A 26421-nucleotide genomic window follows, 5' to 3' on the forward strand; every position below is an offset into this window, starting at 1 on the left:
CTGAATTGTGCTTGTAGTTAAGCACAACTATTTTTAGGGTAATTGACGATGCTTGCAAACGTTGTTCGGGCTACCTTGCTATCTTTTTTACCAGCTACCTTGCTTTTGGCATCGAGTTCTGCGATTCTGGCTCAAAATAACTCTGGTTCTGAAGCTTTAAATTGGGTAGGTGCATCGAATGGAGACATCCCCCCCAATGCTGTGGTTGGTGGGTCTGAATCGGGGCGTCGTTTGTACATCTGTCGCGCCGAATATAACGGTGGCGTGCATCCGGGAAAAGTTGTTGGCAACAATTGTAATTTTGGTTGGGGAGGAGAGGAAATTCTCGCCCCTTTCTATGAAGTTTTAACCGCGCCGCGAAACGTTCGGATTGTTTGGATAGAAGCATCGAACGGACGGGTGCCAGCAGGTGCGATCGCGGGTGGGATAGAAGCAGATCGAGATCTATTTATCTGTCGGGCTTCTCACAATAAAGGCGTTCATCCCGGAAAAATTGTCGCTAGCAATTGCAATATCAGTTGGGGAGGACAGGAAATTCTCAAGCGCAACTATCAGGTAGCCGTGCTGAGAAATCGTTAAAAATCTGAGTTTAAGCTGGTGCGATCGCTACAGTTGAACGTAAAATCAAAAACGCTTGAAACCAGGATAGGGTCGGATTTTGTCTCGCACGGGAAAAGAGACAAAATCCAGGTAGAGAGCAGATTAGTAATTTTGCTCGGAGGCTCGCAAAAGAAGATTAAGCTTCTCGCACAATGGGCTTCCCATCTACCACTTCGCCCACTAAAACTAAATCTGTGACGCCCACAAATAAACCATTTTCCAAAACGCCAGGGATATTATTGAGCGTCTTTTCCAGTTCTCCAGGATTATCGAGGGTGTCAAATTTTACATCAATGACCAGATTGCCTTGATCGGTGACAACGGGACCCGCTTTTTTGACGCCCATCCGCAGTTCTGGCTTACCGCCTAGCTTTTCGATCGCCCGCATCACGGGTGTCATTGCCATCGGAATTACCTCGACTGGCACGCGGAAGGTGGAACCCAGCTTGTCAACGAGCTTGGAACTATCGACCACGACGATAAACTGCTCTGCCAAACAATCTACTATCTTTTCCTGGGTGTGGGCAGCACCGCCCCCTTTAATCAAATTGTGCTGCGGATCGACTTCATCGGCTCCATCAATGGCAATATCAATCCGATCGGCTTCATCCAGGGTGGTTAAGGGAATTCCGTACTGTTTAGCTAGCACGGATGCCTGAAATGAGGTAGGGATGCCTTTGATGTCTTTGAGGTCGCCGGACTTCAAGCGATCGCCCAAAGATTCAATTGCATAAGCAGTCGTCGATCCGGTGCCCAGTCCCACTATCATCCCCGACTGGACGCGGGCGGCAGCGGCTTTCCCAACTTCCTGCTTCATCACCTTAACGGGATCTTGTTCTGCACTCATTCTTAAAACTCCTGGCGATATTGACAACTTAGCTCTGTAGGCTAGGATCGCTTAGCAATACTACTCGGTTCACTTCTCTCCATTGCCTCTCTACCTCTGCCTAAACCACTTCTAAAAGACGAGTGTTTTTAGCGATGAGGAGAGTCCAACCCCCCTTCTCTCCGCGGGAAGGGGGTGTGAGGGGTTTGCTCCGCTCCGAAAAGTATGCGATCGCGTAAACCTAAACCAACTCAGCTGCAACAGTCAGTCTACTATCTGGAGTTCCCTTCCTATGACTCAGGGTGAAAATTTTTCTCAGGAAGATTATCAACACGACTCAAATCTGACTCCAGAAGCACACCATCAAAAAATTCAGGATGAGCAAACAAGCACTACACGCAAAGCCTTATTGCTGTTTGAAGAAGGATTAAAATTAGCTGAAGCAGGAAAGTATAAAGAGGCTGTTGCTCATTATCAAGAGGCTTTAGGTCTTCAACCCGATTCTGATAAAATTTTATACAACTATGGACTTTCTTTATTTCATTTAAGCCGCTACAACGAAGCTGTTAGTTGCTACGACAAAGCTATAAAGTTAAATCTAGATTATTCCGAAGCTTGGAGCGATCGCGCCCATGCACTGATCATGTTAAATCGTGGGAAAGAAGCACTAGCGAGTTGCGAACAGGCTTTGCAAATTCAACCAGAATCTTATCAAGCCTGGTACAAGCGAGGCTGGGTGCTGAGTAAGTTAAATCGCCGCAAAGAAGCGATCGCTAGCTGCGATAAAGCTTTAGAGATTAATCCAAACGGCTATGAAGCCTGGTGTACCCGTGGGGCTGTGCTACCTTTACCAAAACGCCGCAAAGAAGCTCTTTGCAATTTTGAAAAATCTTTGGAAATCAATCCAGCCTATCAGCGAGCTTGGTACAATCGGGGTTCATTACTGGTAAATTTAGGGCGGAATGAAGAAGCACTGGCTAGCTTTGAAAAAGCTACTACAATTCAACCAGATTGTCAAGAATTTTGGTTTCCTCAAGCCTGGTATGGTCGAGGCTTTATCCTGGCAAAATTACATCGCTATCAAGAAGCGATCGCTAGTTTTGAAAAAGCCTTACAACTTAAGCCGGAATATGCGTCGGCTGCATTCTATAAACTCATCTGCTTGCTCATAACAGGTAAAATTTTTCCGCATTTATTAAATTCTGAAAAAAGGAATCACCTATTTAACGATCTAAAAATTATTGTCAATGCGTTTAAGTATCAGTTTTTATTTATTGCAACATTTATTTTTGTCATCAGTTCTGCTCAATCGCCTTGGGCAACAAATTTTAAGCAAATATTTTCTACGTTATTTTCGGTTGCAATTATTTGGTTTATCTTAGGGGATATTTGGAAAAACAAGTCCCAATTAAGTTGGGTATTAGCAATTTATTTTAAAAGTGGGATTTTAAGTTATGTCCGGGCAGCTTTTATCCTTTTTGTTACCTTAACGACATTTGCAGTAGTAAACCCATACGTCCCCCAATTTATGCAATGGGGATGGGCTAGTGCGGTTTTCGGGAATTCTGGAAATATTATATTTCAACCGTTTGATACGATTAAAAGCATTCAACCTCCACCATCAGAGGATATTAATTCTCAACTTCCCAGCCCCAGGGAAAGCTTACCACCCGATGAAAAAGTTGTAACCCAGCCCAAGCCATCACCCGATGAAAAAGTTGTAACCGATGAAAAAGTTGTAACTCAACCCAAGTCATCACCCAATGCAAATGTTGCAACTCAACCTCGCCCGATACCTAATGAAAAGGCTGCAAATAAGACCTATAAAGCAGTACCGACAAACAGTACAAATCAAAAACCCCCTTTTGATTACACAAAAGTTTTGATGGTTGTTTTTTGGATCTGTTTAATTTTAATGGTTCCCTTTTGGGCTGGATTGGAGGAAAAGATTTTTCGTCAAGGTGCTAACACCTGGAAGCAGATAATCGGGAATTCTACAGCTTTTGGTTTAGTCCATATCACCGTAGGAATTCCTATTTATGCAGGTTTTCTGCTGATTATTCCAGGTTTCTTATTTGCTTGTCGCTATAAATTTGTACATGACCAGTCTTTCAAAAAAAATAATAATGAAGAAATAGCTCAGGAAGCAGGAGTTCAGGCAAGTACAGCCGATCATGCAATCTACAATGCAATCCTGATCACTTTCTTGGTTTTCGTAATGTTAACTACATAATTCAGGTAAGGATGCGATCGCATCCTCTCTTCTCCTGTCACTCACCTAATGCCGCGCCAGCACTATTCCCTTCATGGAAGCGATCCATTAAGCTAGCATTTCCAGCAGCAGGGACGAAGGTGGCATTCGTCTGTCCACAACAGACTTCTTGAGTTACAAAGCATACCCGACGACTGTAAGCGTATCAAAGCAACCTTTGGCTGTACTTCAAACAAAGTCCGCGCAGGCAGACGATATAGCAGTTCTCATTAAGAGTGCAATCCACTCGGAACCTTACCCCATGCCTGTTTCCGCTTTTCGGTGAAAGGCAGCAGGATCAAACTTTACTGCATCCAAACAAGAATCCCTATATATAAAGATTCACTGAAGCAGGCTTAGTTTGTATAGCTCTAAGCTTGAGTCTGTTAGCATGAGCGAAGCATCTGGGAAAGAGCGACACGTTAGCGATTCCCTGTCGTGATAGCTTCGCTTCACGCGCAGCATGAAGCGAACTTATGGCGGTTCTCTCTCCTAGTGTGCCGATTTACAAGAAACCTCCCTGTACTAAATGAAACTTTTGAGTGCCTATATCAAGGTATTGCCCGATTACGGCATGATTTTGTAGGAACATCTCCTGTGGGTTCGCAGAGGATGGCAAAGTTTTGCCTAAAACGGCTCATGGCAATTTGAGCGCAGCCTATAAGCACATAATGTTTACTACGAGCTTCCCATTTTTTGAAAACTAACCTATAGTACCGTTGGGAATACCTCTTACGCCCTCAGGCAGAAGACAGTTTCAATGGATACAGGGTATTTCCTGGTTTGATATATCTTTATTCCTTAGAAAAAAATATTGGTAGTCTCTGCTGTAATGTCACAGATTCATCCGCTTAATCTGGTTATCCAACCTGATGACAAGGAAACTAGCTGCTGTCTTTCCAGCATTGGGTTTCAGGAGCTTCCTGCCATGCCTCAGCTTCTCTATCAAACTGTAAATAATCGTGAACTGGTTAGTATTTTCGTCAAGATCAGCCAAGTCCTTTCAGAAACCAGTCAAGCTTCCTCACGCTTTTTTCTGACGCGAACCGAGCAAAAGGATTCTTCTATAGAGACATCGTCACGCGATTATCAAAATTTACTAGGAGATTTTTTAAAAGCGCAACCGATTAGTACGATTACCCAGGCGGTTAAATATGCTTGGTTTTTTCAGATTTTAGCGAAGCAGCAAATATTTTTTCACTATCAGCCTATTTTCAATTTATCAACCGGCGAAATAATTGCTTATGAATGTTTGGCACGCGCCAAAGACGAACACGAAGCACACTTCAGCGGTTATCAATTAATTGAAGCAGCCCTTTCGACAAAATTGGCTTACGAGTTTGATGAACTGGCTCGGACAATTTGTTTACAATCAATTGCTAACACCAAGAGTCATCAAACATTTTTTATTAATATCTTACCCAATGTAATCAGCAAAGATCCTGCATCCTTAGAGCAGAACATCAAGTTAATTCTCGACCTGGGATTACAACCCGAACAAATTGTATTTGAATTAACCGAAGTAGAAGCGTTGGTCAGCTGTCCAAAACTCTTGAAAACCATTAATCGCCTGCGAGAACGGGGGTTTGGAGTTGCTGTAGATGATTTGTGCGCCTGTGTTTCGCCTGACAACTACTTCATGGAGTTTTGCCCCGATTTGATCAAGATAGATCGGCGATTGGTACATGGTTGCAGCCAGCATTCTCTCAAGCAGGTGATGCTCAAAAGTTTAGTGAATTCTGCTCATAACTTGGGAATTCGAGTTGTCGCTGAGGGACTTGAAGATAGGGAAGATGTTGAATTTTGCCGCGATTTAGGGGCAGATTACGGGCAGGGATTTGGCTTAGCAATGCCACAGGTAACTTTGCAGCAGCAACGGCTCGATTTTGTGAAGTCGTCGCTCAGGATTTTGTCTTACACAGATCCCTGCACCTGTTAAAACTAGATGCTGTAACCAGATGCTGTAAGATGCTTTCCTGGTACAACTGACTCTTATCTATGCAGCTTGAATTTATTCCAGTCGAAGAATTTTATTTCGCACTAACCTTAGCCGTCAAAACTTTGGAGGAAGTGGAGAAACCGGGTTTAATAGAACAAGTGCGATCGCGCCTCAACCTCAAATACGGTCAGCCTTCGACCGTTGCCGCAGCCACCCAGAATACGTTTAATTATGTATTTCGGGTTTTAGAGCTAGACAACAGCCCTGCAAGTCAGCTGATTGTCTCAGTAGCAGACTGGCAAGGCAAATTGCGTCTAAGTAGTGATTATGGCTGGACTCTCGATCAAGATCGCAAGCCCGTTCGCACCGAACGATTTAACCAGCGACCAGAATTTACCAAGCAGCTACGCAGCTACCTGCAAGACTGGTTGCAACTTCCTCTGAGTAATTAGCTTTTAGTTGCTTAGTCATTAGTCATTAACCTTTGACTAATGACTAACGACTAATTGCTTTGAGCAGCCAACAGTTCCTTCAGCTTCGCCAATTCGCCAGCCCAGCGGGGGTCGGGTTGAAAGGTATCTGATTCATTATTAGATGTTGTCCCTTCAGAGCGTCGCGACTTCTTGTTGCTGCCACCACGACGACCACCGCCGCCTGTGGGAGCGGGAGCGGGAGCGCCACCGCCGCCGCTAGCAGCTTTGTTGGGGTCCTTAATAGGAGCTGGAGCTGCTGGGCGAGGTTCTTCTTCCCCTTCACCCTTAGCTCGTGGCAATGCCTTTTCTATTTTCAGGGGGCTTTCTTGGAACATCTGACCGTTGAACTTTTCAATAATTTCATCAGCCAGTTCATCCGTCTTCACGGTTACAAACGCAAAACCCCGACATTTGCCGGTTTTCCGGTCTTTAATCACCTTGGTGGAAACAGAATCGCTCATGTCCCCAAAAAGAGCTTGTAACTCCTGACGGTCTACTTCTTCTTTGGGCAGATTGCCTACATACAAACGGATAGACATGGAAAAATACCTCCAGACTCAATATCTTTAGACAAAAATTGCGATCGCGCACAAAGCGTATACTCGATTGGGCTGCTCGCACTAAACCCGATCTTCGGTGACAGCTTCTCCCAATCAACCTTACGGCTTATTTGGAGATTTCTCGTTTCAGCGAGAGCCTTTTGGTCTACCCCAACTCCACAGCCTGATGGGATGACCGCCGCCTTTTTCTTCATTTTCCTGAAAACGTTTTCATCTCGATTAAGAGCTAATCCGTCATCAGAATAGAAAAACCATCTATCAGCCTGCGTCTTGAAAAATTCCGCCTCACAGCTAGAATCTTCTTGAATCGTGCCAGATGGATGTACTAGCCCATAGAAACGCCTTCCTGCAATCAACCCCTTAAACGCCGAATAGCGCTTCTTCCCGGCACCGATGAGCGCCAAGATAGACACGAATTTTTCCCATCCAGCACCCGTAACAAACTTTGCCAATTTGCTCCCGGCGAGTTTTTTGTTGATCAAGTCTCGATCGGCAACCACCATTAATTGCTTCAATAGCCAGTTGGCAACTTGTTGGTAAAAATTTTGACGCTGGTTTGCAACATTTAACGGTGACAATTCAATCTGCTGGACAGCTTTAACTCGATGCTTACTGCCCTGTTTCTGGCGAGACAACTGACGCTGTAACCGCTCAATCCGCTTCTGGGCTTTCCTATTGTATCGAGGGATTGCCACCTGCTCAACGCAGTTTTGTAATCGTTGAAAAAAAAGTCTTTTATCGGCTGGAAATAAAGAGTTTATTTTTTTAAAATTGCGCTTTTGGCTGCAAGAATCTAGCTTATCTCTAATTGATGCGATTGAACAACTGCTTTGGCAATAGCAGTTAGTATTACAACCTTTTTGTTTCCACCAGTTAAAGCGTTCAGCCAACCGATAATTGTACTGCCATCTGAGCGCTTCTATCCATTCCTCCATTGTAACTAACTGCTGCTGACTTGGGCGCAATCGATACTCATGGGCGATTCTCATTAGAGAATTGTATCCTAAATTACTGTAATCTTTGCACTCGACCTTTATGGATATCGAGTGGTTTACAGCAGTATCGAGGCGAGACGTTTGCGATCGCTCCTAATTATTGCAAGATATTAACATTATTTTTAAAGGTATCACGGTCTCTGCTATGGGGCTAGTTTAAACAGCAGATTTCCGTCTTTAGCAGTATCTTCAGGCGTGAAGCACTCAACCTCCACCCCCAAGTGGATCGGTTCTCAAGATACTGCTTTGTATTTTCGCCGGAACGGTTAAATAACTTCAAAGGTAATCGACATCGCCGCCATCTGAGTTGTATCTACGTTACTCACGCCTTGGGGAGAGTTTCCAGTGCCGCGCGTGCCTTCCGCGAGGTCATCCAGCAAATCGCCGACCACTTGAGTTGGCTCCGAAAGAGCTACGGGGCCTCTTGTATCCCGTGGTGCTAGGTTTCGCAACGCTTGCAGGGCTTTTCGCAGGGGCGTGCTACTGGCAACAATCAGGACTTCTGCGACTCCTTTGGGTTCTTGGGTGACAAGGTTAAATTGATCGTCAGTCCCAGGAATTTGTAGTGTTTGCCCAGCCTTCACCTGCGTAACATCATCGGTCGCCGTCCACTGATTCGGGAAGATTGCCGATATTTCTCCCGTTGGGTCAATGACTAGGACGCTGAAATAGAGGTCGCGCGGCTCGTTATTTGTAATCTGGAACTGCACCGACGTTCCGATTGGTAACTTTCGGGCATCTGAGGGAAGATTTCCTGAAGAATTATTGGAAGAAGTTTTTTGACCGATACTGCGATCGCTACCGCGAACGGTGAAAGCGCTAGCCAAAATTTCATTTTGACCGGCTCGATTCATCGAAGCATTGACGTTTAGGCGCGATGAATTGGTATTCAGAGTGAGTTTGACAATCCTGGCTGCTAGTAAAGATTTCAGTTTGGCTTGCAGGCGACTGACAGCATCGGCTACGGTTTCACCAGCACTGCCAAAGGAGTCAGGAATCGGCTCCATCGCTGGCGAAAATAAACCTAAACTGCCCTCACTCTTCATCCTTCCAAAGATGTATTGCACCTCTTGCTGTTGTAAAGGTACAGGTTCAAGGCGCTTGATCGCTTGCAAAGCTTGTTTTGCCTGCGCGGTGTCGTTGCCTAAAGAGGGGTCAAGACCAATTTTTAACGTTACATCACTGGGAATCCCACGAGTGCGTTCCTGCAACAGCGATCCGGGTTTGGCAGTTTTTAACAATTTTCCGCGTCCGATTAAGCCTTCACGAGATTCTAACTGCACGACTCCTTGTTCGCGCCCTTGGGAGTCTACTACGGTAAGGAGGGCATCTTGCTCAAAAGCCGCTAAACTTTGGGGGTTAAGTCCGCCCAGCCATAATTGAGCTTGGTTGCCTTCTACTTTAGTGATCACAGCTTCCGCTGGAGGCGTTTGTTGACCAATAAAGTACATCGGTTGCTTGAGATTATTGCTGCCTGGTTTTGCCTCAAATTCAGGGTTTTGCCGAGATGACATCCGTGTAGTGTTACGACCAATATTAGGGAGGGCGCTGGCAAAAGATTCGCTGCCAGTTTGTTGCCACAGATATTGAGTCATTAAATAAGTAAAAGCACCGGCATAAAAGTCGCTGAATGGGGCATCTGCGGCATACTGTTCCCGCTTGGCGGAGGCGATGACGACACCTTTGGCGACACCCTCGCGACGGCGACGCACAAATTCAGCGGGTGAGAGATTCAGGCGAGAGAGCCATTGTTCCTGATATTCTATTTCGGCAGGAACTGGTTGAAGTTGGGAACCCCCATCACGCGATCGCACGACTAAATTCCCCCGTTTGCCGCCACCTGAGTGACAGCTATCCAGCACTGCGGTAACGTTCTCTGTCTTCAGGGCATCCATCAATAAAAATAAGGTGTGCCCCATGATGTCCTCGACAACGCCTCTTTCATTGGGAAATCCGGTAGGCAGCGCACTATCGATGGGCACAAAGGTACTATTAAGACACTTCCCTGTCGGGTCTTTGAAGTCGCAGTCGGGATCGGTTACTTGGGAACCATGCCCTGAGAAGTGAAAGACCACGACATCCCCGGCTTTAGCTTGTTTAATCAGGTGTTCTTCAAAGGCATTTAAGATGCCCTTGCGGGTCGTTTGCCCATCAGTCAGGAGCAGAATGTCTTTCGGATTAAAGCCAAATCGGTGAATCAGCAGTTGTTGCTGCAACTCGACATCAGTGACACATCCTCGCAACGGTGCTGTTGGATAGGCATTAATCCCCACCAGCAAGGCAAGTTTCCGAGGTGTTCCTTGAGCGATCGCACGACCAAAGCGATCTCCTTGCTGCATAATCTCCAGCTGGCTCAAACCCAGCGTTGCCAAAGTCGATCCAGCAAACTGCAAAAACTGACGACGCTTAATGTAAGGCATAATTACTTCTAACTAGATTGGTGTTACTGTCTTAACTCAAAACTCAAAATTTTTTAAAGTCCATTTCCAATCAAAATGAAAGGTGCCCAATAGTAAGGATGGTCAAATTTTGACCTAGTGCTGAGAGGATTTTCGCTTCTAGAATTTGGCATCGCTTCAACATTAATACTGCCGCGACTATCAACATTATTAGGCGCTGGGGTTGAGAAATCACTGTGCAGCAAGCCCAGTTGAGATTGGCGAAGGGCTGTAGCTTTTGTCATTGGTGCCTGCTGTGTACTTTGAGCTAAATAGCCGTAGAATTTTTGCATCAGTTGACTGGTGCTGCGATCGTCCACCAGCCACAAGGAAGCGATTACTGCCTTGGTTCCAGCATTGAGGAAATAGTAGCTGATGCCAGCAATCTCTACACCATCTTGGTCTGGCCCACCCAGTGCCGTTTCGCAAGCTGATAGCACAACCAAATGAACATTGCCCAAATCTTGTAAAGTTTGAATCTGAGAAATTGTTAATTTCTCACCCGTACCTAATAGCAGAAATGAATCATCTGGGCGTCCTGGCACAAATTGACCGTGGGTAGCAATATGCAAAATCTGATGACCTGTCAGATTATCTCGCAAGGTAGGAAAATCAAAAGCATTGTTGAGAAATTCATTTCCCGGATAAATTCCAGTTGTGTCGTTCGGTTTCTTTTGCACGATCGCATCTAATTCTGCTGGGACATTGGGCAGGGAATTAAAGCCAGCAACTGCATGAGATAGCCCTAACGCTAGAACGGAGGTATTTTGAATGCCAGGAGGAAGGCGATCGCGTACATCTGTTAAGTCAGCAGATAGCACCGTAGAAACGGAGTAGTTCTCAATTAAATATTTTTCGCCATCAAACAATGCACTAATGGGAATGTAGCGAGTAACCCGATCCATCGAAAAAACTAAATTTTGAATTTTATTCCCTTTAAGTTCGGGTTCAATCGGTTTAATGAGCCAGTCGTAGAGTTGTTTACCCGTCGCCTTGACTTCGGCAATGTCAGACCGGGAATCTTCTACTAACTGGCGGAATTTTAAAACAGATTCGCCTAATTGCCGTTGCGTCACGGGAACTTCCAGGCTTTTAACAATACCTCCTTTCGATGCCCATAGCAGCCAAATTTTGTCCTTGAGTACAAAGGGATAAATCAGCACGGTACCTGGTTGAGCTTCGACGATTTCTTTAGCTTTACTAAGTTTATTAGGATCAAAAAAGGCATCATCTTGAGCGCGACGGCTGCGAATTTCTTTTTGAATGGTTTCAATTGTCTGATTATATTGTTCGGTCAAAGCCTGAAGCCGATCGTTAAATTGGCTCAACTGGCTGCACCGATTTTGCTTGCACTGCTCCACTTGCTGCCCAAAAGCGATTAAGGTTCCATTTTCTTTGAGAATCTTTTCTTCAATGGGATTTAAGGCGATTCCTGAAGTTTTATCCCCAGCTCTCGCATTTTTTGTATAGTTGGGTAATTCTTGGATTTTCAATAGTTCTAACACCTGTTGAGCTTCTAAAATTCGCCCTTGGGACAGTAACAAGTTAGTGAAGGCGCGATAGGTGTCGGCAATGGTTTGAGTATAGGATTCCTGTTGCTCTCGTGGCAGCACTCGTAAATCTTGGCGAATTACTTCTGTGACATTCACGGCTTGCTTGTAGAAAGCGATCGCTAATTCTGGCTGGTTCTGTTTCTCTAACAGAAAACCCATATTGCCAAGCGCAATTCTTTCGCCTGTCTTATCGCCAATTTCTCTAGCAATTCCCAATGCTTGCTGAAAAAACTCTAGCGCTTGGGGATACTGTTCTAACTGGTTGTAAACTCCCCCAATGTTATTCAGAGTAGCTCCAACGCCAGCCCGATCGCCAACGGTTTGACGAATTGCTAAAGCTTGCTGAAAGAACTCCAGCGCCTGGGGATACTGTCCCAACTGGTTAGAAACAACTCCGATATTGTTGAGGGTGACTCCCTCACCCGCCTTGTCGCCAATTTCTTTAAGAATCCCCACCGCCTGCTGATAGAATTTCAACGCTTCGGGATATTGACCTAAATTGCGGTAAGTTTCGCCAAGATTGTTGAGAGTCGTTCCCTCTCCTGCTTTATCGCCGATTTCTCGACGAATCTCCAAAGCTTGCTCGAAGAATGCTAGCGCCTGAGAGTACTGCCCTAAGTTCTCGTATACTCCTCCAATGCTGTTGAGGGTATTTCCTTCACCCGCGCGGTTGCCGATAGTTCTGCGGTTAGCTAAAGCTTGTTGATAGAATTCCAGTGCTTGGGGATACTGACCTAAACTATCGTAAACTCCCCCCATGTTGCTGAGCGTGCGCCCCTCACCAGCTTTGTCACCGATGGTTCTAGCAATCTCTAATGCCTGCCGATAGAATGCCAGTGCTTGGGAATACTCGCCCATGCTGTAGTACACTCCCCCAATGTTATTGAGAGTCGCCCCAACACCTGCCTTGTCGCCGATGGTTTTAAGAATTCCCGACGCTTGCTGGTAAGACTCTAGCGCTTTTGGATACTGCCCCAGACTGTCATAAACTGCCCCGATACCAATGAGGGTGCGCCCTTCACCTGTCTTGTCACCAATGTCTTGGCTAATGGCTAAAGCTTGCTGGTAATATTCCAGAGCTTGAGGATAGTTGCCTAAGCTGCGATAAACGACACCAATGTTGTAAAGGTTACGCCCTTCATTGGCGGGATTCCCGATATCTCGGCTAATGGCTAAAGCTTGTTGATGGACTTCTAGGGCTTGAGGATACCTGCCTAGCTTTCGATAAGTGATGCCCAAGTTATTTAGAGTGCGGACTTCACCTAAGCGATCGCCAATATCCCTAAGAATTTTCAAAGCTTGTTGTTGAAACTCTATCGCCTTTTGATACTGTCCCTGGCTGTCATAAACTCCGCCAATCGTGTTCAGAGTTCTGCCTTCGCCTAGCTTGTCATTTGCTGCTTTCGCCGTTTCCAAAGCTTGCTGAAGGAACTCTAGTGCTTGCGGATATTGTCCCTGACCGCTATAAACAATGCCAATATTATAGAGAGCGTTTCCTTCGCCTACCTTGTCGTCTGTTGTTTTTAGAATTCCCAATGCTTGTTGTAGAATCTCCATTGCTTTAGGAAACTGTCCTAACTCCCGGTAAGTAGCACCAATTTCTGTTAACGTCCGTCCTTCGCCTACCTTGTCGCCCACTTCTTTTCGGAGAGGCAGCGCTTGCTGTAAGCTTTCTAAAGCTTTGGCGTATTGACTCAAGCCGTTGTAAACTTCCCCCAGGCTAGTAAGTGCTTCACCAACCCCTGGTTTATCGCCAATTCTTTGGCGAATTTCCAGAACTCTTTCTAGGGTTTGCAGAGCTTCTTTAAACTGGCTGTTGCGAAATTGCTGAATGCCTAGTTGAAACAGCCGATCTGCCTCAGTTTTTTGCTCTTGTCGAGATGCGATAAACCGCGTTTTTTGTGCTGGTTCCACCACGAACTCTGGTAAGGCTAAGGACCTCGCTGCCATTGGGAAGAAGTAACTGAAAGATAAAAGTAAGGCTGTAGTAAAGCTAAGTTTCTGGATAGGGGAACGCATAAAAATACTGCTACACAAGCGGATTAGCTTGAATATCCTTCATCGCGTTTCTTTTGCGGTAAGTAATTGATATCTGTCAGTCTTACCAGTAGAAAGTTTATCCAATCGTCAGCGAGATCCTCCTCCTTGTGTCGCGCCAGGAGCTGCAATTTCCGCAGGATTGTAAGCGCCACCTCTAAGCTGGGTTCCGCCCCCTGCCTGCCCTTCAGGTGCATTTAAAGCACCAGCAGGTTGAGAGATTGGTGGAGTGCTTCCCTGTGTTTGCTGCGGAAGCAAGGGTGCGGTAGCGATCGCCTCAAGTCCCACTGACTTCAACAAATCTTCCCAGGCTGTTGCTAGCGTAGTATCGTTAGGGCGATCGCGACGTAGCTCAGCCAGAGTCGTCAGAGTCTCATACCAGATGCCAGCTTTTGCATAGATAACTGGACGCTCTTGGGGAGATGCTTGCTGTAATTGACTGGCAAGAGAGGCGCTTAATTCGTTGCGTCGAATCCAGCCTTCAACCGAAATATTACTCCCCCGGTCTTCAGGGTCGCAAAGCAGTGCTAAGGAAAAACGGTATGTTTTTCCAACTTGTAGCGGTTTTATACCTGCTTGTTCGGGGAGGCTAACGCTAACAACACCAGGATTTTGAGAAATCTTGAAAGTGGTCTCGTAAACAACCTGCTTTCCCTCTACATCCCATACCATCAACTCTGCTGTCTGCGGGACATTTTTTGGAATATAAAAGAAGAAGGTTGGATATCCTGTAACCGTTACCCCAAAATTCTTGCCTGGTATCAACGCAGTTAGACCCTCTGCATCAACAATACAGGCGCTACGACCACGCGAGGCTCCTGGTTCCCGAATATTCGGAACTTCTTGCTCTGGAGGATTGTAAACAATACCCCTCAAACGGAATCCTCCACCTTCCTGCCTATTCTGTGTTCTTGGCTCCAAAGAGACAAGATTGTTAGAAAGTCCAATAACACCCGTTAATTTAGCGTTATTCAAATTCACACTGGTTAAGTTGGCATTGGTCAAGTTAGCACCAGACAAGTCAGCGCCGCTTAAGTTGGCACCACTCAGGTTAGCTCCTCTCAAGTCGGCTGCAACCAATCTGGCACTAATCAGGTTGGCACCACTAAGATCGCAATTCAAGCATTTATTGGTTTCCAGCAACCGTTTAAGATGTTCGGGATTTTCCGCTCTCACTGGCGTAGCGAACCAGAGGGCAGATAACAGCCCAACGGTGGCTAGGATTCTTTGTTTCATTGCATTTGTTGCCTCTCCTGAGCGTTAAGCGCCTCTAGTATAGCCAATCGCTAAAGCATCAACTATCTGAGTTGGGCGTGTTATTATCCATTCCTAAGCTGAATAAAGGGTGCAGAATCGTAAGTAAGAAGGTGAGAAATATTTTCCATCTCTTTTACCTTTACCAAGTACCTGAATTTTGATAGTTTTTAAAGTCCATTTCCTATCAAAATGAACGGTGCCCAATAATACGGGTGAGAAAATTTTGAGCCGTTGCTGGGGGTTATCGGCGGTCTAGAACCAGGTATTTGTTCGACAATAATGCCACCCCGAGGATTGGTATTGGCTGCTGTTGAGACATTGCCTTGTAACAAATTGAGTTGAGCTTGGCGCAACGCTTCCGCTTTAGTCACCGCCTTTTCAGAGGTGCCGTTAGCTAAATTTTTATAAAATTGCTGCATCAAGAGACTGGTACTGCTATCGTCCACGAGCCACAGGGAAGCCATCACCGCCTTCGCTCCCCGGTTTAAGAAGTGGTAAGCCATACTAGCAATTTCTATGCCGTCTTGACGGGGACCAGCCAAGGCGGTTTGGCAAGCTGACAGTACAACCAAATGAATGTTATTTAACCCGGTTAAAGTTTTTATCTGAGGAATCGTGAGTTGTTCGCCAGTTCCTAAGAGGATGTAGGATTTATCTGCGCTATCAGGAACAAATACCCCATGAGTCGCCAGGTGTAAAATTCTATAATTTTTCAAATTGTCTTGCAGAGTAGCAAAGTCAAAAGAACGGTTTAAAAACTTTTGACCGGGATAAATTCCCTGATTATTTTTAGTTTCTTGACGCACAATCGCATCGATTTCAGCAGGCACATTTGGTAGAGAACCAAAACCAGGGACAGCATCAGATAATCCCATTGCCAAAACAGGGCTATTTTGAGTGCCGACAGGTAGTTTATCGCGGGTGTCAGTATCTTCTGTCAATACATTGTAGATGGTGTATTTTTCGATTAGGTATTGTTTCCCGTCATAAAGGGCGCTCATTGGAATATAGCGCGTCACTCTGTCGAGAGCAAAGACCAAGTTTTTCACCTGGTTATTCTTATTCTGAAGTTCCGCCTCTAAGTCTTTGATTAGCCAGTTATAAAGTTTTAGGCTAACAGCTTGTATCTTATTAGCTTCAGCAGAACCGCAATGAGCAGCGTTCTCGCACTCCTTCATTAAATCGCGGAACTCTTTGACCGTTTTTCCTAATTCATCTCTTCCGACGTTAACTTTAACGGTTTTGACCGCACCCCCTGGGGCATATAGTTGTAACCACAGTTCGTTTTCTAGCACCAAGGGATAAATCATCACTGTGCCTGGTTGCGCTTCGACAATCTCTTGAGCTTTTGCCAGTTTGTTTGGGTCAAAGAAAGCGTCATCTTTGGCACGGTTAGCGCGAATTTCTTGGTCAATCTTCTGCAATTGTTGGTCAAATTCAACAATCAGAGAGGTACGACGAGTAGTAAGCTCTTTAAGTTGACTACAGTTGGTACTTTCGCACTCATTAATTTGCCTTGCTAAGGCAATAATAGACTCGCTTTGAGCAGGAATCTTTGTCTCCGTTGGAGAGAGTGGAATATTAGGCTTATCCCCCGTAGCACTTCTAGGACTGATGGCTTCGCGAATTTCCTGCTCTCTCATCAGTTGTTGTACTTGTAGGGCTTCTTTATCCCGTCCTTGTGAGAGCAACAAAGCTGCTAACTGACGATAAATATCAGATACCTTCACCTTGTCGAAATCAACTGTTGCATCCAAGAAAGATTTTTGTAACTCTTGTGGTAAACCTTCGATACCACGCCTGACTTCCTCAATTTTGTTAACCGATTGCTTATAGTAAGTAATGGCAACACTTGACTGATTCAAATTGTAGTAGATACGCGCTAATCCTGAATAAATGAAAGCATCAGCGCCAGGAGCTTGATTATCGGTTGCGATCGCAAGTGCTTGTTGATATACCTCAATGGCTTCTTCTTGGCGTCTAAATTTGCGATGAATATGTCCCACTAGAGTAAGAGCTTGTTTTTCCCAAACTTTATTTTGGACTTTTCTAGTAAAATTCAACCAAGTTTGAGCGGCTTCCATTGCTTGTTTGTCATTACCCAGTTGTCCATAACCAAGACTTAGCAAGATATTAGCAAATGCTTGGACTTGTGGCTGTTTAATTTCTTCCGCAATTGCTAATCCTTCTTGAGCGGATTCAATTGTTTTTTGTGGATTTCCTTGGGCAAAATAGTTTTGGGCGATAAAAAGCAGCACAAGGCTTTCGTCAAAGCGATTTTTGAGTTGACGTAGTATGGGCAGTGCTTGTTGATAGAATTCGTTACTTTTTTGGTAATCCCCAAGCTCAGCATAAACAATCCCCAGAGAAGTTAGCGGTAAGGTCTGTGCTGCTGGAATATTAGTTTCACGGGCAATTTTCAAACTTTGTTGAAGTGAATCCCATGTTTTCTGATATTCACCTAAATCTTTGTAGCGGTTACTCAACCGAGCTAAAGCATGGGATTCTAGCCTACGATTTTTTAATTCTCGCGCAATTGCTAATCCTTGCTCTACTAACTGTTTGCCTTCTGTGTATTTGCCAATAATTCCGTAAGAGTTTCCTAACTTGATTAGTAACTCTGCTTCTTGTTCGCGATTATTTATTTTCCTTGCCTGTGCTAAACTTGGCTCTGCAACTGCAATTACTTTTTGATATTCTCCCAAAGCCTCATACATTCCACTAAGAATAGTCGCCGCCGCTACTTCTCCAATGAAATCTTTGTTTTTGCGCGATATCTCCAAAGACGTTTGTCCTACTGCTATCCCCTGTTCGTATTCTCCTTGAACTCTGTAGGCGTCGCTGAGAGCATTTAAAGCTAAGGCTTCACGAGAAGTATTTTGCCTTTGTCGTGCTAAAGTTAAAGCTTGCTTGGCTGTTTCCACGGCTTTGGTAGTATCACCTAACAAGCCATAACTCTGGCTTAGGGAAGTTAAAGCACTGATTTCATAGTTGTTCAGTTTTGCCTTTTGCACTACTGCCAACCTAGCTTGAGCAAACTCCACCGCTTTTTGATAGTTACCTTGGTTGGAGTAAATTTCTTCAAGAATATCCAAAGCATTCTGCTCTAGTTGGGGGTTTTCTAGCTGCTTGGCAATTGCTAAACATTGCTCAGCCGACTGCAACGCTAAGGGATAGTTTCCCTGTTTGTTGTAAGCGCTGCTCAAGCTTGCCAGTGCCTTTGCTTCAAGGGAGGATTCTTTGATTTTCCGCGCAATGGTTAAGGCTTGCTGACTGACTTCAATGGCTTTCGGAACATTTTTGAGAGGTACATTGTATAAGAAAGCCAACCGCAGCAGCGCGTCTACTTCTAATTCAGGTTTACCGAGGGTTTGTGCACGCTTTAATAGCTGTTGCGCCCAATCAATAGCTTTGTCATATTCCCCAAGATTGCTGTAACTCAGACTTAAGCCAGATAGCGCACTCGATTCTGTGCTTAAAGCACTATCTTGTAAATTTGGCAATAGTTTAGCGATTTCGATTTGTCGCGCTGCGGCTAATGCTTGCTGGTAGGTTTCGACTGCCTTTTGATTTTCTCCAAGTACGTTATAGGTGCTGGCTAAAGTGAGTAAAACATCTGCCTCACCCCGTTTATTATTTTGCTGTCGTGCAATTTCGACTTGTCGCAACCTGATTTCAATATATTTGCGAGAGTCGTCCTGAGTATTGTAAATGCTAGCAAGCTGAGTCAGAGCTGAGTCTTCAATACCTAAATCCTTGGTTTCTCGCGCAATGCTCATCGCTTGTTGTAACACTTCAATCGCTTTTCGCTCGTCTTGAAAGAAGCTGTAAGCTGCTCCCAGATGAATTAAAGCACTTGCTTCTGATTTTGTTTTTTTCAATTCTCTGGCAAGGTTTAAAGCTTCCTGTGCCAACTCTATCACGCGAGAATACTCTGCTTTTGCTTGAGGATACACCCCTCTGTTGACAAATGATATGGCTGTTGAGCTATATATTCCACTTAACAAGATTAGGGTTTCTAGTTGAGCGGGTTTATCCTTGATTTCTCGGCGAATAGCTAATGATTTTTGAAGGAATTCAATGGCTTGCTCGTCTTTACCTTGCAAATAGTAAGAACTTCCGATTAGAGATAGAAAGTTAGACTCTTGGGGCTTATCTTGGGTTTCTCGTGTAATCGCCAGTCCTTGTTGATAGAATACGATCGCTTGCTCATATTGATTTTGACTAAAGTAAATATAGGCTATTCCAGAGAGAACATTGGCTTCTTGCGCTTTATTGGGAATGGCTTGCGCGATTGCCAGAGCTTGTTGCTTAAAGGCGATCGCTTGCTCGTATTGCTTGAGACTGCTGTAAGCCTTCCCTATGAATAGAAGAATGCCAACTTCTTGGGACTTATTCTTTACTTCTCTGACAACAGGGAGGGATTGTTGGTAAAAAGCGATCGCTTGCTCATATTGTTTTTGATTAAAGTAAGAATCTCCCATTCCTTCGAGAATGCCAGCTTCTACTAGGTGAATTCCTACGGCTTGAATAAGAGGCAATGCTTGCTGATAAAATTGCAAAGCCTGGTCATACTTGTCTTGATTAAAGTAAGTTAAGCCGATCTGATAGAGAGTTTCCCCTTCACCTACACGGTTTTGCACTTCGCGGCTGAGGGCTAACGATTTCTCCAACCACTCCAAAGTACGAGGATACTCTTTCATGCCTCGATAGACTGTCCCCATTCGGCGCATAGTAATTCCTAGTAGAAATTTATCCCCTAATTCTTGTTGGATTGCCAGCGCTTGCTGTAAGCTTTCTAAGGCTTTGGGATATTGCTGAAGACCACCCGCGTAAAGCGTGCCAAGACTACTGAGGGTTTTACTTTCTCCTGCTTTGTCTTGTACTTCCCGACGAATCGCCAAAGCTTGTTGCAAGGTTTCTAAAGCTTTGTCATTTTGGTCATTCCAGAAATAACTCAAGCCAATATTATCTAGGGTTTCTCCTTCCCCTGTACGATCTTTTAATTCTCTGCGAATAGCCAAAGCTTGCTGCAAAACATCTAAAGCTTTGTCAGGTTGCCGCAACCAGTAGTAAACCTCGCCGATGTTGTTCAGGGTTTGCCCAATTCCGGCTTTGTCATTCAGTTGTTGCTGTATTTCTAGCACCCGTTGATAGGTGGCGAGTGCCTTTGGGTATTGCCCTTGACGATACTGCTGTATGCCTTGTTGGAAAAGTCGATCCGCTTCAGTTTTTTGGTCTGTAGAAGTTGGTGCCTGTGCTAAAGCGCTTTCAGAACGATCGAGGATCAAGGATGAAGGGTGAAGGGTGAGAAGCAGGCTAATCGTGAGAAGGCTGAGGTGATAGACGCGACGATGCATTGGGCAACTCCTCCACAAGCGGTTTAGCAGATGGCTGGCTTAGAAATTGGTCATTTCATCAGTAGGGAATCGGCAAAAGCCAGATGCTTTCTGAGGAAATCACGGTTGGCAAGCAGAAAATTTCTATGCTACTGGAAGAGATCCACGCTTGCGATCGCTTGTTACGGAAGAATCGCATTGAGAACAGCACTCGCGTACAGGCTTTATGTCCCTGTTGATGGGTTATCACGGAGAAGAGTCATCTGACAATCTCAGGAGGCGATCGCGCTCAGTCTAGAGGTACAATCCTCTAGGTGTATTGAGGACGATAGGCAACGTGTCAGAAGAACCACAAACCTCGCCATCACTGCCACCTACAGGCGCGATTGAAAGCGTCTCTCTAACAGCTACGACAGAGAACTGGTTTGAATACCCAGTCAAGGCGCATCCTCACCATACTGACTATGCAGGGATTGTCTGGCATGGCTCCTATATTGCCTGGATGGAGGAAGCGCGGGTGGAATGCCTGCGCTCAATTGGCATCGAATTTGCAGATTTAGTCGCCTTGGGATGCGATATGCCGGTTGTGGATCTTTCGGTGCGCTACCACCGCCCTCTGCGGATGGGAATGAGTGCGGTGCTGAAGACGCGCATGGCAGATACCGAGGGCGTCCGCATCAATTGGGATTATCAGATTCAATCTCTCGATGGACAAGAGTTGTACGTCACTGCCAAAGTCACGTTAGTGGTAGTAGATCGAGAGAAGGGTAAGATTATGCGCCAGTTACCACCCACGATGAAAGATGCGTTGGCACGACTTTCAGCGGTTTAATCTAAATTTGGTAGGCTTTCCTACCTAATGCTCCCTAAAATGTTAAGTCAATAGTTTTGATTGCAGGTAAAACCTTAATTGTGAAGTTATTTGTCTACCACACGCCCGAACTGACTCCCTCCGACAGCGTACCTGAGTGTGCGATCGCCATCGATGTACTCCGCGCTACGACTACTATCGCCACCGCGCTGAATGCGGGTGCTGAGGCTGTCCAAGTCTTTAGCGATATGGGAACCTTGATGCAAGTCAGCGAACAGTGGCAAGCCGATCTCCGGTTGCGCGCTGGTGAACGAGGCGGTGCTAAAGTGTCTGGCTGCGATTTGGGCAATTCTCCCCTGGATTGTACGCCAGAGCGCGTACAGGGACGACGATTATTTATCAGTACTACGAATGGCACTCGCGCCCTAACGCGAGTACAGAAGGCTCCAGTGGTTCTGGCAGCAGCGTTAGTGAATCGTCAAGCGGTGGTAGAATACGTTCTCAGCAAGCAGCCAGAGACGGTTTGGCTGCTGGGATCGGGTTGGGAAGGTAGTTTTTCCTTAGAGGATACGGTGTGTGCAGGTGCGATCGCTCATTCTTTGCAAGAGAAAGGTTCGCTAGAAATAGGTAACGATGAAGGATGTGCCGCGATCGCTCTTTACCAGCAGTGGCAAAATAATTTACTAGAGTTGTTCCACCACGCCAGTCACGGTCAACGGCTGTTACGCCTCGATTGTCAAGAAGACCTGAAATATTGCTCCCAAACCGATATTTTAGATGTGCTGCCGATTCAACGAGACATTGGAGTGTTGGTTAAGAATATCTAAGCACGCCTTATTACTTTTCTCCGTCTGTAAAACGCAGTTTACAAAGCGAATACGAACGGGAAATGTATTGTTTGTAGAGTCATGAGGCATCTAACTGGGTGGATTTGCGATCGCTCGATTAGATGCATCACTATCTTTAGAATTCAGCAGTCGTTTGATTTCATTCAAAATGATGTCTAACCCGGCATCTTTCGATAAAAAAGCATCTGCTTCCGGACAGATTTCTCTGCCAAACTCTAACTCATTAGCACTAATAAAGCCGGTTGCTAAAACTAATAAGGGAGGATTTATAAGATCATTTTTTATATGATTGATGATCTCGCAACCATCCATGCCTCTCTCATACGGAGCTGGGGGAATAGAAAAATCTATAATCAGTAAATCGTAATTTTCTATTTCTTGTAAAAACGTAAAGACTGTTTTATAAATATGAACTTCAAAATCTTTTCGTAAAAATCGCTCGATAATCAAACACCAATTTTCATCATCATCCAATACACCTATCTTGTACATGGATTTTGATCCCTCTCTAATCAATAGCTGGGCGAAGCCCAAACCTAAAATGTATTTGCTCAGCTCAAAGCAATCTACTCTCAACGAAACTCATTCTTTATTCTCTATTATAGTTGGGACATAAACTCAATTAAATAAACGGGGTGGGCATGAGTTGGGCAATCATTTCTTTCAACAAGGCTACGCCATCAGAGTAGGGGAAGAACAACTTTGCTCCCCTACTGTCAGTGGCAATTAGCAATGGGTTGAGCCTAAATTGAAAAGTAAAAACCCAACAAGCGTTCCATCACACAAGCCGCAATCCGCTCAGCGGCTCCTGCTTCTCCCATGCGGCGGCGTCCATTTTCAGCAATCAGTTGCAGCCGATCGGGGTCGCGTAATAAATATTGCACAACCCCGGCGACTTTAGTGGGTTGTTCTACCAAAATCAGGGAGGGTCCTAGCAGGCGAGATTGAGCTTCGGCAAAGGCGCTCGTAAACTGAGGACCTTCTCCGGGGATCGCGATCGCGGGTTTCCCCAATCCGACAAACTGCTCCGTTGCCGTACCAGCCATTGCGATCGCTAAATCGGCTTGATTTAAGCAATCGTTATAAGCGTGCTGAGTCAGAATCAGAGTGCCATTTTCTTTCGTAAAAGTTAGTGCTTCTGGGTCAGAAATTGGTGAGGAAGAGAATTTCTCATTTGCCCCCAGTGCATTAGATTGTCGCCAACCGTGAGCTTCAAGGGTTTGGCGCAAAGGATCTAAATTTAACCCCAGTGCGATCGCGCCCAGAAATAGGACGGGTCGAGGTGCAAATGCCTGCATTAACCCCACACAAGCTTGCATAATTTGCTGCCAATTGGCATAAGCTTCGGGAGGTCTAGAACCGGGGAGAAGCGCCACAATTAGCGATCGCCTCATCTCTTCCTGTTCAGCATTTGACGAATAAAATATTGCTTTTGGTCTGGGTGGTTCCAAACCGTCCATCATCGGGTTCCCTAAATCAAACGCCGGGATAGGCCACTTCTTTAACATCTGAGTTGTCAGCCCATCTCTGGGAAACACCGCCTTACAACGCCGCTGACTCATCAGCCAACGTTCCCAAGGCAGGTAAACAGACCCAGACCAACCTTCCCAGCGCCCTCTTTGGTCGCGCCGTGGCAATGGCCCCGCTTCATCTCGCAAATAATATTCCGATTTAGCCGTACCCACAAAAGCATAGGGAACGCCGCTTAACCAGCCAAATAGTAGCGGGACAATATCTCCCACCGCCAGGATTACGCCTCTGCTTCGCTCCTTGGTTCTGCCTGGGGACGCCCACTTCCGGATCGCGCGGTGCTGGGCAAGAGTGAGCTGTAGTAAACCGCCCTGTACATCTCGCACCAGTTGACGCCCATCCATATAGATAAAGCCACCGGAGGGCATCGTTTGCACGTGACCAATGATGGGGATATCTAACTCAGCATAAGCTCGCCCGTCACCCACCAATGGCAAGGCTGCTAGTTCCAAAGAATGAGACTGTTGCTGAAGTTCTTGCAAAATCCGGACGGCAATAATGTCCTCCCCATGACCATTGCTGAGGCACAGTACCCTCATCCCAGACCTCCACAGATTTTAGATTTTCGATTGTTTCTCCATTGCCAATCCAAAATCCAACCTTCCTGACTCCAGAGAAGCCAGGGAAAAATTTCCAAACTCAAAATCGACGAATGGAACCAGACGGCAATAGCGAGTGTCAAATTTAACAAAACCTCGTAAGCGATAAGCAATTAGCGATTTTACACTAGCTACCGTCTTATACCATTTCGCTGGATATCTGTATGCAATCTCCTTCTCCTCCTCTCTCTCCCTGGTTTTCTATAATGCGCGTTCCTTCTTTGGCTATTTGCACTTTAGCGGTTTTGGCTGCAAGCGATCTCAGTTCTCTGGCTAGCGCCAGTACAACTTCTTCATCTCCAACCCAGACACCAAACGCTGAAGAAGTTGTCGTTGTCCCAGTCACTTCCGATGTGCCCTCCTCGACAGCCGCAACTCAAAAAATAGCAGATGCTCAGGTCGTTGTCCCGGTTAATTCGGGTACGCGCCAGCCATCCGCGCCAGCTCAACAACCCGTCAATAGCCAAGTGGTTGTTCCAGTTAATTCTGCCACCACCCGCCCCGCGAGAGCCATTGCGGCACCGGAAACCCGGACACTGCCTCAATTTACTCAGACGACTCGCGTTCCCCAAAAAGCGCCTGCTAGCTCTCTCAATTCACCAGATTTGGTCGTGACCGCGACAGGTATTGAGGTAGCGGGAGCGACACCAGAGTTGCAGCAAATTGTCCGTCAAACGATTAAAACTCGTCCGGGTGGAGATACCAGTCAAAGCCAGCTGCAAAAGGATGTAACGGCGATTTTAGCGACCGGACTATTTACTGATGCCAACGTAAACAGTTATACCGAGCCAAATGGACTGAGAACAGTCTTCGAGGTGAAACCCCTGGTGGTGCGATCGCTCAAACTTTCCGGTGCCCAAGCCCTGACTCCAGCGGTTGCCAACGACATTTTTAAATCCCAACTGGGGGCAAAAATTAGCCCCAATGCCCTCAACCAAAGTGCCGAACAAATCAACCAGTGGTACAAGCAAAATGGTTATGTGGCAGCACAAGTGCTAGCCGTGCAACCCAGCCGCGATGGGGTAGTCACCATTGAAGTCGCTGAGGGTACCGTTGGGAATGTGAAAATCCGCTTTTTGGACAGCGAGGGCAAGCCAACCAAAGGACGCACCCAAGAAAATTTCGTCCGTCAGGAGTTAAAACTGAAGCCGGGTCAACCCTTCCGGGTCGATGCGGCACGGACAGACTTGCAACGGCTGTATCAGTTAGGGCTGTTTGACAACGCGGATGTTTCCCTCAGTGGTGATTCTCGAAAAGTTGACGTGAGCTACGACCTGACCGAACGCACTTCCCGCGCCGTCAACGTTGGGGGTGGTTACAGCGAGAACAGTGGCATCTTCGGCAGCATTAATTATAAAGACCAGAATTTTGGGGGCATTAACCAGCAGGTAGGTTTGAATGTCCAAGCAAGCCGGAGCGACTTACAGTTTAATGGGAATATTACCAGTCCCTATCGCGCCAGCAATCCAGACCGCCCTGGATATAGTATCGAGGCATCTCGACAGCGGCAACTTTCCGAAACCTTTAACGAAGATGTCAAGCTGCCGAATGGGGACAAAGTTCGGGAAGGGCAGTTTGGCGGCGGCGTCACCTTCACGAAACCTGTAGGCGATGTGCAGGCATCGGTAGGCGTGAACTACACCCGCACCAGCATCCGCGATAGCAAAGGCAATCTCTCACCCGTAGATGAATTAGGAAATCGCCTTTCCTATAGCCAAAACGGTATCGACGACAAAGTTTCCGTGTCTGCTGGGATCGCACAAGACAAACGAGACAATCCAATTAACCCAACCAAAGGCTCGGTCGTCAGCCTCAGTACAGAACAATCGATCCCGGTTGGGAACGGCAGTATCTTGATGAACCGGGTTAAGGCAAACTACAGCCAGTACATACCCTTTAATTTAACCAACGGTGCAACTCCAGATGTATTAGCCTTCAACGTGCAGGGAGGCACAACCATCGGCAATCTCCCGCCCTATGAAGCCTTTAATCTAGGTGGCATCAATTCTGTACGGGGCTACGGAAGTGGTGATGTTGCCAGCGGTCGCAGCTATGTGTTAGCCTCTGCCGAGTATCGCTTCCCAGTTTTTAAGCCGGTAGGTGGCGTTTTATTCGCTGACTTTGGCTCCGACTTAGGCTCTGGCGATACGGTGCCGGGAGAACCTGGAACTGTCCGTGGCAAACAAGGAACTGGCTTTGGCTACGGAGCTGGTGTGCGCGTCCAATCCCCGATTGGCTTGCTTAGGGCTGACTTTGGTATCAACGACCACGGTGAAAGCCGACTCCAATTCGGGATCGGTCAAAGGTTCTAACATCGGAAGGAAGAGAAATTTAAAATGAGTTCAAATTAGCTCATCCTTCATTC

17 protein-coding genes are annotated in these 26421 nt (G+C 46.0%); 8 read left to right on the plus strand and 9 right to left on the minus strand.

Annotation, left to right across the window (positions count from 1 at the left end):
- Positions 1 to 48: 48 nt before the first annotated feature.
- Positions 49 to 579 (plus strand): DUF3421 domain-containing protein, encoded by a 531-nt coding sequence (locus tag NC996_RS19755; RefSeq protein WP_190687167.1) that lies wholly within the window; start codon positions 49 to 51, stop codon positions 577 to 579.
- 157 nt (positions 580 to 736) lie between these two features.
- On the opposite strand, the gene rpiA is transcribed toward NC996_RS19755, so the two are convergent.
- Positions 737 to 1447: a ribose-5-phosphate isomerase RpiA gene (gene rpiA, locus NC996_RS19760; RefSeq protein ID WP_190433167.1), complete on the minus strand. Its 711-nt coding sequence runs from the start codon at positions 1445 to 1447 to the stop codon at positions 737 to 739.
- A gap of 271 nt (positions 1448 to 1718) precedes the next feature.
- Here rpiA and NC996_RS19765 point away from each other — a divergent pair, with 271 nt between their 5' ends.
- From NC996_RS19765 to NC996_RS19775, 3 genes are all read left to right on the plus strand, one after another.
- Positions 1719 to 3659 (plus strand): tetratricopeptide repeat protein, encoded by a 1941-nt coding sequence (locus NC996_RS19765; protein ID WP_190687170.1) that lies wholly within the window; start codon positions 1719 to 1721, stop codon positions 3657 to 3659.
- 946 nt (positions 3660 to 4605) lie between these two features.
- On the plus strand, positions 4606 to 5616 hold the full coding sequence (locus NC996_RS19770; RefSeq protein WP_339380381.1) for an EAL domain-containing protein: 1011 nt from the start codon (positions 4606 to 4608) through the stop codon (positions 5614 to 5616).
- A 59-nt stretch (positions 5617 to 5675) separates the two neighbouring features.
- Positions 5676 to 6068, plus strand: coding sequence for a hypothetical protein (locus NC996_RS19775; protein ID WP_190687176.1), 393 nt, complete (start codon positions 5676 to 5678; stop codon positions 6066 to 6068).
- 50 nt (positions 6069 to 6118) lie between these two features.
- Here the strand turns inward: NC996_RS19775 and NC996_RS19780 are convergent, their stop codons facing one another.
- From NC996_RS19780 to NC996_RS19805, 6 genes are all read right to left on the minus strand, one after another.
- Positions 6119 to 6628, minus strand: coding sequence for an RNA-binding protein (locus tag NC996_RS19780; protein ID WP_190429814.1), 510 nt, complete (start codon positions 6626 to 6628; stop codon positions 6119 to 6121).
- Positions 6607 to 7344, minus strand: coding sequence for a transposase (locus NC996_RS19785; RefSeq protein WP_242037626.1), 738 nt, complete (start codon positions 7342 to 7344; stop codon positions 6607 to 6609). Before NC996_RS19785 ends, NC996_RS19780 begins: the two co-directional genes overlap by 22 nt.
- 566 nt (positions 7345 to 7910) lie before the next feature.
- A complete protein-coding gene (locus tag NC996_RS19790; RefSeq protein WP_190687181.1) occupies positions 7911 to 10064 on the minus strand; it encodes a caspase family protein in 2154 nt (717 codons plus the stop codon).
- 53 nt (positions 10065 to 10117) lie between these two features.
- Complete coding sequence (locus NC996_RS19795) at positions 10118 to 13654, minus strand: tetratricopeptide repeat protein (protein ID WP_190687183.1); 3537 nt, start codon at positions 13652 to 13654, stop codon at positions 10118 to 10120.
- A gap of 108 nt (positions 13655 to 13762) precedes the next feature.
- Positions 13763 to 14908: a DUF928 domain-containing protein gene (locus NC996_RS19800; RefSeq protein ID WP_190687186.1), complete on the minus strand. Its 1146-nt coding sequence runs from the start codon at positions 14906 to 14908 to the stop codon at positions 13763 to 13765.
- Positions 14909 to 15096: 188 nt separating this feature from the next.
- On the minus strand, positions 15097 to 20289 hold the full coding sequence (locus NC996_RS19805; RefSeq protein ID WP_190687188.1) for a tetratricopeptide repeat protein: 5193 nt from the start codon (positions 20287 to 20289) through the stop codon (positions 15097 to 15099).
- Between the two features lie 83 nt (positions 20290 to 20372).
- Between NC996_RS19805 and NC996_RS19810 the strand changes: the two genes are divergently transcribed.
- From NC996_RS19810 to NC996_RS19820, 3 genes are all read left to right on the plus strand, one after another.
- On the plus strand, positions 20373 to 20507 hold the full coding sequence (locus NC996_RS19810) for a hypothetical protein (protein ID WP_277879693.1): 135 nt from the start codon (positions 20373 to 20375) through the stop codon (positions 20505 to 20507).
- Positions 20508 to 20605: 98 nt separating this feature from the next.
- The gene (locus tag NC996_RS19815; RefSeq protein ID WP_190415105.1) at positions 20606 to 21100 is read left to right on the plus strand and encodes a thioesterase family protein; all 495 of its coding nucleotides are present in this window, start codon (positions 20606 to 20608) and stop codon (positions 21098 to 21100) included.
- A gap of 80 nt (positions 21101 to 21180) precedes the next feature.
- On the plus strand, positions 21181 to 21906 hold the full coding sequence (locus tag NC996_RS19820; RefSeq protein ID WP_190415674.1) for a 2-phosphosulfolactate phosphatase family protein: 726 nt from the start codon (positions 21181 to 21183) through the stop codon (positions 21904 to 21906).
- Positions 21907 to 21996: 90 nt separating this feature from the next.
- Here the strand turns inward: NC996_RS19820 and NC996_RS19825 are convergent, their stop codons facing one another.
- Together NC996_RS19825 and NC996_RS19830 are read right to left on the minus strand one after the other, a co-directional pair.
- Positions 21997 to 22419, minus strand: coding sequence for a response regulator (locus tag NC996_RS19825; protein WP_190687191.1), 423 nt, complete (start codon positions 22417 to 22419; stop codon positions 21997 to 21999).
- Between the two features lie 251 nt (positions 22420 to 22670).
- The gene (locus tag NC996_RS19830; RefSeq protein ID WP_190687194.1) at positions 22671 to 23996 is read right to left on the minus strand and encodes a lipid-A-disaccharide synthase-related protein; all 1326 of its coding nucleotides are present in this window, start codon (positions 23994 to 23996) and stop codon (positions 22671 to 22673) included.
- A 224-nt stretch (positions 23997 to 24220) separates the two neighbouring features.
- On the opposite strand from NC996_RS19830, the gene NC996_RS19835 reads away from it, so the two are divergent.
- Positions 24221 to 26368 (plus strand): BamA/TamA family outer membrane protein, encoded by a 2148-nt coding sequence (locus NC996_RS19835; RefSeq protein WP_242037627.1) that lies wholly within the window; start codon positions 24221 to 24223, stop codon positions 26366 to 26368.
- The last annotated feature ends 53 nt before the right edge of the window (positions 26369 to 26421 follow it).

It is taken from the genome of Trichocoleus sp. ST-U2 (genome assembly GCF_039961875.1).
Classification (GTDB): Bacteria; Cyanobacteriota; Cyanobacteriia; order Cyanobacteriales; family FACHB-T130; genus FACHB-T130.

What these genes read in the sequence shown, in the direction of transcription:
- NC996_RS19755 (WP_190687167.1), top strand. Translation starts at nt 49, where the DNA reads ATGCTTGCAAACGTTGTTCGGGCTACCTTGCTATCTTTTTTACCAGCT.
- NC996_RS19810 (WP_277879693.1), top strand. Translation starts at nt 20,373, where the DNA reads ATGCTTTCTGAGGAAATCACGGTTGGCAAGCAGAAAATTTCTATGCTA.
- NC996_RS19765 (WP_190687170.1), top strand. Translation starts at nt 1,719, where the DNA reads ATGACTCAGGGTGAAAATTTTTCTCAGGAAGATTATCAACACGACTCA.
- NC996_RS19770 (WP_339380381.1), top strand. Translation starts at nt 4,606, where the DNA reads ATGCCTCAGCTTCTCTATCAAACTGTAAATAATCGTGAACTGGTTAGT.
- NC996_RS19780 (WP_190429814.1), bottom strand. Translation starts at nt 6,628, where the DNA reads ATGTCTATCCGTTTGTATGTAGGCAATCTGCCCAAAGAAGAAGTAGAC.
- NC996_RS19825 (WP_190687191.1), bottom strand. Translation starts at nt 22,419, where the DNA reads ATGTACAAGATAGGTGTATTGGATGATGATGAAAATTGGTGTTTGATT.
- NC996_RS19830 (WP_190687194.1), bottom strand. Translation starts at nt 23,996, where the DNA reads ATGAGGGTACTGTGCCTCAGCAATGGTCATGGGGAGGACATTATTGCC.
- NC996_RS19835 (WP_242037627.1), top strand. Translation starts at nt 24,221, where the DNA reads ATGCAATCTCCTTCTCCTCCTCTCTCTCCCTGGTTTTCTATAATGCGC.
- NC996_RS19795 (WP_190687183.1), bottom strand. Translation starts at nt 13,654, where the DNA reads ATGCGTTCCCCTATCCAGAAACTTAGCTTTACTACAGCCTTACTTTTA.
- NC996_RS19800 (WP_190687186.1), bottom strand. Translation starts at nt 14,908, where the DNA reads ATGAAACAAAGAATCCTAGCCACCGTTGGGCTGTTATCTGCCCTCTGG.
- NC996_RS19790 (WP_190687181.1), bottom strand. Translation starts at nt 10,064, where the DNA reads ATGCCTTACATTAAGCGTCGTCAGTTTTTGCAGTTTGCTGGATCGACT.
- NC996_RS19805 (WP_190687188.1), bottom strand. Translation starts at nt 20,289, where the DNA reads ATGCATCGTCGCGTCTATCACCTCAGCCTTCTCACGATTAGCCTGCTT.
- NC996_RS19775 (WP_190687176.1), top strand. Translation starts at nt 5,676, where the DNA reads ATGCAGCTTGAATTTATTCCAGTCGAAGAATTTTATTTCGCACTAACC.
- rpiA (WP_190433167.1), bottom strand. Translation starts at nt 1,447, where the DNA reads ATGAGTGCAGAACAAGATCCCGTTAAGGTGATGAAGCAGGAAGTTGGG.